The 7,859-nt window shown below is 67.6% G+C and carries 6 protein-coding genes and 1 tRNA gene; 4 read left to right on the top strand and 3 right to left on the bottom strand.

The annotated features are described in order from the left end of the window. The first annotated feature begins 11 nt into the window (after positions 1-11). Both SPI01S_RS15115 and SPI01S_RS15120 read left to right on the top strand, forming a co-directional pair. On the top strand, positions 12-2,882 hold the full coding sequence (locus tag SPI01S_RS15115) for a TIM-barrel domain-containing protein (RefSeq protein ID WP_066724222.1): 2,871 nt from the start codon (positions 12-14) through the stop codon (positions 2,880-2,882). A gap of 2 nt (positions 2,883-2,884) precedes the next feature. After that, positions 2,885-4,495: an alpha-L-fucosidase gene (locus SPI01S_RS15120; protein ID WP_066724224.1), complete on the top strand. Its 1,611-nt coding sequence runs from the start codon at positions 2,885-2,887 to the stop codon at positions 4,493-4,495. 205 nt (positions 4,496-4,700) lie between these two features. On the opposite strand, the gene SPI01S_RS15125 is transcribed toward SPI01S_RS15120, so the two are convergent. Beyond that, positions 4,701-4,775, bottom strand: a tRNA-Thr gene (locus SPI01S_RS15125). Positions 4,776-4,876: 101 nt separating this feature from the next. On the opposite strand from SPI01S_RS15125, the gene SPI01S_RS22710 reads away from it, so the two are divergent. Next, the gene (locus SPI01S_RS22710) at positions 4,877-5,014 is read left to right on the top strand and encodes a hypothetical protein (protein WP_169804527.1); all 138 of its coding nucleotides are present in this window, start codon (positions 4,877-4,879) and stop codon (positions 5,012-5,014) included. Positions 5,015-5,052: 38 nt separating this feature from the next. Here the strand turns inward: SPI01S_RS22710 and SPI01S_RS15130 are convergent, their stop codons facing one another. Together SPI01S_RS15130 and SPI01S_RS15135 are read right to left on the bottom strand one after the other, a co-directional pair. Then, positions 5,053-6,849 carry an aminopeptidase P family protein gene (locus SPI01S_RS15130; RefSeq protein WP_066724226.1) on the bottom strand — a complete coding sequence of 599 codons (1,797 nt, stop codon included), beginning with the start codon at positions 6,847-6,849 and terminating at the stop codon, positions 5,053-5,055. A 113-nt stretch (positions 6,850-6,962) separates the two neighbouring features. Next, complete coding sequence (locus SPI01S_RS15135; RefSeq protein ID WP_066724230.1) at positions 6,963-7,289, bottom strand: hypothetical protein; 327 nt, start codon at positions 7,287-7,289, stop codon at positions 6,963-6,965. Between the two features lie 93 nt (positions 7,290-7,382). On the opposite strand from SPI01S_RS15135, the gene SPI01S_RS15140 reads away from it, so the two are divergent. Then, a partial coding sequence (locus SPI01S_RS15140) for an energy transducer TonB (protein WP_066724265.1) occupies positions 7,383-7,859 on the top strand: 477 nt, incomplete at its 3' end.

The following is a 7,859-nucleotide window of genomic DNA, read 5'->3' on the forward strand; positions in this document are numbered from 1 at the left end:
GAGACTTGGGCATGAAGAGGGTTTGGATCGCGGCGCTGCTGGCAGGCAGCGCGATGGCGCCGGCGCAGGCGGCGCAGGAAAACGGTTATAGCCGCACCGATGGCGGCGTGGTCGTCACGCCGACCGGCGGCGCCGCCGCCAAGGTCGAAGTGACCGTGCACGGCGACGGAATCTTCCACGTCGTCGCAATGCCCAAGGGCGTCGACACCGGCACGCTCGCCCCCAGCCTGATGGCGCCCAATCCGCCGGCAGCCGGCGCGTTCGACGTTTCGCAGGCGAACGGCCATGTGCTGGTCAAGGCCAAGCGCGCCACCGCCGATATCGAGATCGCCACCGGCCGCGTCCGCTTCACCGACGCCAAGGGCCGCGAGCTGCTCGCCGAATCCGGCCAGGCGGCGTTCAAGCCGGTCACCGTCGAGGGCAAGCCGTTCGTCTCCGTCAGCCAGCAGTTCAACCGCGGCACCGATGAAGGGCTGTATGGCCTGGGCCAGCACCAGAACGCGCAGATGAACTATAACGGCGAGGACGTCGAACTCGCCCAGCACAATATGGACATCGCCGTGCCGTTCGTCGTCTCGACGCGCAGCTACGGCCTGCTCTGGGACAATGCCAGCATCAGCCGTTTCGGCAACCCGAAGCCGTACAGCCTGGTCGGCGAGGGGCTGAAGGTCTCCAGCGACGGCAAGCCCGGCTGGAAGGCCGAGTATTTCCTCGACGGCAAGCTGGCGGTCGCGCGCCAGGAAGCGACGATCAACTACCAGTATATCAAGGACCAGAAGAACTGGCCGGAGGCGGCCAAGGCGCAGACCGTGGCGGCAACGGGCGGCCAGAACACCGCCGGCAACGCGGTGCAGAAGCAGACCGTGGTGTGGACCGGCGACGTCCAGCCGGAGGTGACCGGCACCCACAAGTTCCAGCTCTATGGCTCGAGCTATTACAAGGTCTATGCCGACGGGAAGCTGGTACTCGACCGCTGGCGGCAGAACTGGAACCCCTGGTACGCGAACTTCGACCTGCCGATGGTCAAGGGCAAGCCGGTGCAGATCCGCATCGAGTGGGACCCCAACGCCGGCTATATGGCGCTGCTCCACAATGATCCGCTGCCCGCGCAGGACCGGCATTCGGTGTGGTTCACCAGCGAAGTGGGCCAGGCCAAGAACTATTGGTTCGTGCCTGCCGACAATCTGGACGGCGTGATCGCCGGCTATCGCCAGATCACCGGCAAGGCCGAGATGATGCCCAAATGGGTCTATGGCTTCTGGCAGTCGCGCCAGCGCTACGACACCGCCGCCGAGGTGACCGGCGTGGTCGACAAATACCGTTCGCTGAACATCCCGCTCGACAACATCGTGCTCGACTGGCGCTACTGGCGTGACGACGACTGGGGCAGCCACAAGTTCGATCCCACCCGTTTCGCCGATCCCAAGGCGATGATCGACAAGGTGCACGAGAGCCACGCCAACTTCATGATCTCGGTCTGGCCGAAATTCTATCCGACGACCGATACCTACAAGGAGCTGAACGCGGCGGGCGCGGCCTATCAGGGCAATCTGCGGCAGGGGAACAAGGACTGGGTCGGTCCGGGCTACGCCAACACCTTCTACGATCCCTATTCGGCCGAGGGTCGCCGCATCTTCTGGAAGCAGATCCAGGAGCGGCTCGGCGTGCTCGGTACCGATGCCTGGTGGGCCGATGCCAGCGAGCCGGACATGCACTCGAACCTCTCGATCCCGGAGCGGATCGACACCATGGGGCCGACCGCGATCGGGCCGGCCGAGCAGTATTTCAACAGCTATCCGCTGATGAACGCACGCGCCTTCTTCGAGGGCTGGCGGAGCTTCAAGCCCGACGTGCGGCCTTTCCTGCTGACCCGCTCCGGTTTCGGTGGGCTGCAGCGCTACGGCGCGGCGATCTGGTCGGGCGACGTGGCGACCCGCTGGTATGATCTGCGCGCGCAGATCTCGGCGGGCGTGAATGCGTCGATGTCGGGCATTCCGAACTGGACGCACGACATTGGCGGCTTTGCGGTGGAGCCGCGCTTCGAGACGAAGACCCCCAAGCCGGAGGACCTCGCCGAGTGGCGCGAGCTCAACCTGCGCTGGTTCCAGTTCGGCGCGTTCAGCCCGCTGTTCCGCAGCCATGGCGAGGCGCCGTATCGCGAAATCTACGAGATTTCGCCCGAAGGCTCGCCGATGCGCAGCTCGATGGTGTGGTACGATCAGCTCCGCTACCGGCTGATGCCCTATATCTACACGGTCGGCGCCGACACCTATATGAAGGACGGCAGCATCATGCGGGGCATGGCAATGGACTTCCCGTCCGATGCCAAGGCGCGCACGATCAACGACCAGTATCTGTTCGGCGACGCGTTCCTCGTCGCGCCGGTGACCGAGTACAAGGCGCGCAGTCGCACCGTGTATTTCCCCGGCACCGGCACCTGGTACGACTTCGGTACGGCGAAGACCTATCGCGGCGGCACCATCGCCGGCGTGACGGCACCCGCCGAGCGGATGCCGCTGTTCGTCAAGGCAGGCGCGATCGTGCCGATGGGCCCCGTGACGCAATATGTGGACCAGCAGCGCGACGCGCCGCTGACGATCACCGTCTATACCGGCGCCAACGGCGCGTTCTCGCTCTACGAGGACGATGGCCGCAGCGAGCAGTACAAGAGCGGCGCGTTCAGCCGCATTCCGCTGACGTGGGACGACAAGGCCGGCACGCTGACCATCGGCGCGCGCGAGGGCAAGGGCTGGACGGGCATGCCCGCTGCCCGCAGCTTCCGCGTGAAGTGGGTGAGCGCCGGCAAGCCGGTCACCGACGACAATGGCTTTGATACGGAAGTTCGGTATCAAGGTGGTACTGTCGTGGTTCAGCGGAGGTAATAATGATCGGATCAGGGTGGCAGCGTCGCAGCGTCTTGGCGGGGCTCGCCGCCCTGCCGGCGGTGGCACGGGCGCAGGTGACGGCGCGAGGGCCGGTGCAGGCGACCTGGCCGTCGCTGGTGGCGAATTATCGCTATCCAGACTGGTTCCGCGACGCGAAGTTCGGGATCTGGTCGCACTGGGGCCCGCAGGCGGTGCCCGAGCAGGGCGACTGGTACGGGCGCTTCATGTACATGCAGGGGCACCCGGTCTCGGACTTCCACCGCAAGACCTATGGCCACCCTGCCGATGTCGGCTTCATGGAGGTCCAGAACCGCTGGACCGCCGAGCGCTGGGACCCGGAAGGGTTGATGCAGCGCTATGTGAAGGCAGGCGCGAAGTATTTCGTGTCGCTCGCCTGCCATCACGACAATCTGGACTGCTACGACAGCGCGCATCACAGTTGGAACAGCCTGCGCGTGGGGCCGAAGCGCGATGTGGTCGGCACCTGGGAGAAGGCGGCGCGCGCGGCCGGGCTGCGCTTCGGCGTCTCCAACCACGCCTCGCACAGCTGGCACTGGTATCAACCCGCTTATGGCTATGACCCCGAGGGGCCGCGCAAGGGCGAGCGCTACGACGCCTTCCGGCTGACCAAGGCCGATGGCGCCGGCACATGGTGGGAGGGGCTCGATCCCCAGCTGCTCTACACCGGCAAGCACATGGTCGCGCCCGACGGCATCGACACGATGCAGGCGATGGGCAAGTGGCACGATGCGAACGACGGCCAGTGGCTGGAAACCGTGCCCCCCGGCGACATCGACTATGCCAGGCGCTGGCTGCTGCGCCAGGTGGACCTGGTGACCAAGTACAAGCCCGATTTCTGCTATTTCGACAATTACGAGCTGCCGTTCGGGCCCATCGGGCTCGCGGCGGTGGCGGATTACTACAACCGCTCGATCGACTGGCACGGCAAGATCGACGTGGTCGCCACCGCCAAGCAGCTGCATCCCTATGCCCGGTTCGGGCTGGTGCAGGATGTGGAGCGCGGCTTCTCCGACCGTCTGTGGGAGGAACCCTGGCAGACCGACACGTGCCTGGGCGACTGGTTCTACAAGCGCAGCCTCTACACCGACAAGGCGTACAAGTCGGCCAGCGACGTGTTGCAGCGGCTGGCAGATGTAGTGTCGAAGAACGGCAACCTGCTGCTCTCGGTGCCGCAGCGCGGCGACGGCACGATCGATGCGGAGGAGGAGAAGATCCTCGACGATCTCGGTGCCTGGATGGCGGTGAACGGCGAGGCGATCTTCGGCAGCCGGCCGTGGCGCGTCTATGGCGAGGGGCCGACCCAGCTTGCCTCGGGGATGCAGAACGAAGGTGCGTTCAAGGGCTTCACCGAGCAGGACGTACGCTTCACGTGCCGGGGCGATGCGCTGTACCTGTTCTTCCTCAAGGCGCCGCGCGCACCGGTGACTGTGAAGGCGCTGGGCCTGGCGGCGGGCCGGGTGGCGCGGGCGCGGCTGCTGGGCGGCGGCGACGTGGCGTTCCGGCAGACCCCGGCGGGCCTGACGGTCACGCTGCCCCAGGGGCTGGGAACGGTGCCGGTGGTGCGGATCGACGGCCTGCGGCGGGCGTGAGGGGGGGGCGGGGCCGCTCCCTCCACCGGTCGTCATCCCGGCGAAAGCCGGGATCCATTGGGGTCGCCGCTTTGGCTCCCGCTTCACCCTAGAGGCGAATGGATCCCGGCTTTCGCCGGGATGACGTTGCGTGCGATATCGGGGAAAGCCAGCCTCGGGCGGCGCGGTGCCCTTGCGGGCAAATTCTTCTGTCAGAAGGGGAAAATGGTGCTGCCGGCGAGGATTGAACTCGCGACCTCAGCCTTACCAAGGATGCGCTCTACCACTGAGCTACGGCAGCACTGTTTTCCAACCGCGGCGACCAGCGCCGTGCGGGAGGGGCCTATTTGCTTGGGGACCGGTGATTGTCAACCCGCATCGCGAAGGTTTATCGCTTTTCGCATGAAGGATGTGGATAAGCAGGCTCGATTGGCCGAAAAACTGCGCGAAAACCTGCGGCGGCGGAAAGCGCAGGCGCGAGAGGCCAAGGCGGTGGACGCCGCGCCGTTGGCGGAAGCGCCCCCCGAATCGGCGGACTGACCGGGTCCTCCCCTTCGCAGGGGAGGGCCCTGGTACCCTCACGCGATCGGCGCGCACTTTGCTTCCAGCCAGGCGCGGTCCGCGCCGTTCAACTGCGGGCCGACGATCGCCAGCACCTCGGCATGGTACGCATCGAGCCAGGCGCGCTCTTCCGGCGCCAGCAGGTCGGGCAGGATCAGGCTGCGCTCGATCGGCGCGAAGGTGAGCGTCTCGAACGCCAGCATCGGCTTGTCGCCGCCGGGGATCTCGCGCTCGACAATGTGGACCAGGTTCTCGATGCGGATGCCGTACTCGCCGGCCTTGTAGTAGCCGGGCTCGTTCGAGAGGAACATGCCGGCGCGCAACGGCTCCAGCGCCTGGCCGCCCGGATAGGAGGGAGGCGCGATGCGCTGCGGCCCCTCGTGGACCGACAGATAGGCGCCGACGCCGTGGCCGGTGCCATGGGCGAAATCGAGCCCGGCTTCCCAGAGCGGCCGCCGCGCGAAGCCATCGATCTGCGCACCGGTGGTGCCATCGGGGAAGATCGCGGTGGCGATGGCGATATGGCCCTTCAGCACGCGGGTGAAGCGGTCCCGCATCTCGTGGCTCGCCTCGCCTACCGGCATCACGCGGGTCACGTCGGTGGTGCCGTCGCCATACTGGCCGCCCGAATCGATCAGGAACAGCTGGCCGCGTTCGATCGGCAGGCTCGATTCGTCGGTGACCTTGTAGTGCGGGATAGCGCCGTTCGGCCCGGTGGCGGAGATGGTGTCGAAGGACAGGTCCTTCAGCTTGCCGGTCGCCTCGCGGAATTCCCGCAGCTTGTCGGCTGCGGACATCTCCGTCAGCCCGCCCTGCGGCGCAGTTTCCTCGAACCACTTCAGGAACCGGCTGAGCGCGGCGCCGTCGCGCGCCTGCGCGGCCTTGTGGCCGGCGACTTCGGCCGGGTTCTTGATCGCCTTGGCGAGGATCACCGGATCGCGCAGCGCGACGACGGTGGCGCCGCCCGCCTCCAGAGAATCGAAAATCGCCGAAACTGCCGTGCCCGGATCGGCAACGACGCGCTTGCCGGCAAACCCACCCAGGGCAGGCGCGAATGCCGCGCGATCCTGAATGCGCACCGCGTTGCCGAGATGCTGGCGCACCGCATCGGTCACCTTCTCGGGCGCGACGAACAGGTCGGCGGTGCCGTCGGCATGGACTACGGTGTAGGCGAGCGCGACCGGGGTGTGGGTGACGTCGCCGCCGCGGACGTTGAACGTCCAGGCGATCGAATCGAGTGCTGCGATCACCACGGCATCGGCATGCCGGGCTTGGAGCCAGTCGGCGATCTCGGCGCGCTTGGCGGCCGAGGACTTGCCGGCCAGCGCCTCGTCCAGCACCGCCAGCGGGGCGTCGGAGGGGCTGGGCTGCTCGGCCCAGACGGCGTCGATCGGGTTGCGGGTCACGGGTAGGAGCGTCGCGCCCTTCTCGGCCAGCGCCTTGCGCGCTTCCTCCACCCAGGCGCGGGTGTGCAGCCAGGGATCATAGCCGATGCGGCCGCCGTTCGGGGCATGGTCGCCCAGCCAGTCGGCGATGCTGGTGGCGGGGACGCCGACATATTCCCAGTGATCGGCAGAAACCTGCTGGCGGACCTGGAGGGTGTAGCGCCCGTCGGTGAAGATCGCCGCTTGGCTGCCCAGCACGACGGCAGTGCCGGCCGATCCCTGGAAGCCGGTGAGCCAGGCGAGGCGCTGGGCATATTCGCCGACATATTCGGACATGTGCTCGTCGGTGAGCGGCACGACGAAACCGTCGAGCGCGTCCTGCGCGAGTTGCGCGCGCAGCGCGTTCAGACGATCGGCATAGCTGGACATACGCATACTTCCTGCATCTTGGGGGCGGCGCTAGGGGCCGCACTATAGGCCGGTTTCTGGCCGATGCAGGGGCATTTGGAAAGGGGCGGGACCGGGCCCGCCCCTTTGGTCACTCAGCGGCGGACGCGCACATAGGTGCAGCGGTTCTTCGCGGTCATCGAGCGATCGATCGCCCGGCCGCCCAGCGCACCGGCGACACCGCCCGCCGCCGCACCGAGCAGCCCACCGCCGATGATCGCCGGACCGGCCACCGCGCCGGCGACGCCGCCTGCGATCAGGCCGGCCTCGCCCTTCGACTTGCGGCACTTTTTCACATAGCGATAGTTGCGGCTGGACTTGGACTTGCCTTCGTAGCGCGACTGGGCGCTGGCGGCGGTGATCGGCATCGCGACCGGCATCACCAGGGCAAAGGCGGCAAGTGCTGCGATTGTCTTACGCATATTCGGACCCCATCTTTGGTTCGTGTTCGATGCGTATCAATGTGTCATGCCACATTTCGGTTGCATGAACCCGCAACGATCGGGGCGAAACCGGTGATTTCCGGCAGCTCCCGCGCGCGCGGTGCAGTCGCGGCAATCGCGGTCGAGGCGCTGCTGGCCGCGCTGCTGTTCGCCGGGTTGCGGACGCACGTGCTCTCCCGCGACGACCCGGCGGCGGACCTGCTGAGCTTCGACGTGCCGCCGCCCCCGCCGCCGCCCGAGCCCGAGCCGGCCAAGCGGCGCGCGGCACCCAAGGCCGAAGGCGCCTCGTCGCCGCCCAACCGTGTTTCCAGGGCCACGGAGGTCGTCGCACCGCCGCCGCCGGTCGTGCTCCAGCCGCCGCCCATGGTCACCGCGCCCAAGCCGGCAATCGCAAGCGATACGTCGTCCGGCGCGGCGCCGGTGGCCGGGCCGGGGACCGGCGCGGGCGGCGCGGGTGAGGGGACCGGCAGCGGCGGGCGCGGCAACGGCCCGGGCGGCGGGGGCGGGGTGCCGCTCCGCTGGATCGGCGGGCGGATCACCGATGCCGAT

Source organism: Sphingomonas pituitosa NBRC 102491 (assembly GCF_001598435.1).
Lineage (GTDB): Bacteria > Pseudomonadota > Alphaproteobacteria > Sphingomonadales > Sphingomonadaceae > Sphingomonas > Sphingomonas pituitosa.